This window comes from Pelomicrobium sp. G1, from assembly GCF_051905455.1.
GTDB lineage: Bacteria > Pseudomonadota > Gammaproteobacteria > Burkholderiales > UBA6910 > Pelomicrobium.
On sequence record NZ_JBQACR010000572.1, the window covers coordinates 1 to 239 of the forward strand.

Consider the following 239-nt stretch of genomic DNA (forward strand, 5'->3'; position numbering starts at 1 on the left):
TCGTCCGACGTGTGCTCCCTGCTCAGGGCCGGCGAGCCGGTGGTGGTGATGGGGCCCACCGGCGCCCCGACCGAGATCCCCGCGGACGAGACGGTGCTGCTGGCGGGCGGGGGCCTGGGCAACGCGGTGCTTTTCTCCATCGGCCAGGCGCTGCGCGCCAACGGTTGCCGCGTGCTCTATTTCGCCGGGTACAAGCGCCTCGCTGACCGCTACTACGTGGAGCGGATCGAAGAGGCGGC

Annotated in this window: 1 protein-coding gene; it reads left to right on the top strand. The window is 71.5% G+C overall.

The genetic code is table 11. The features are described from left to right. The coding region (locus tag ACTFO6_RS19670; RefSeq protein ID WP_439935980.1) for a hypothetical protein at positions 1-239 on the top strand (239 nt) is incomplete at both ends.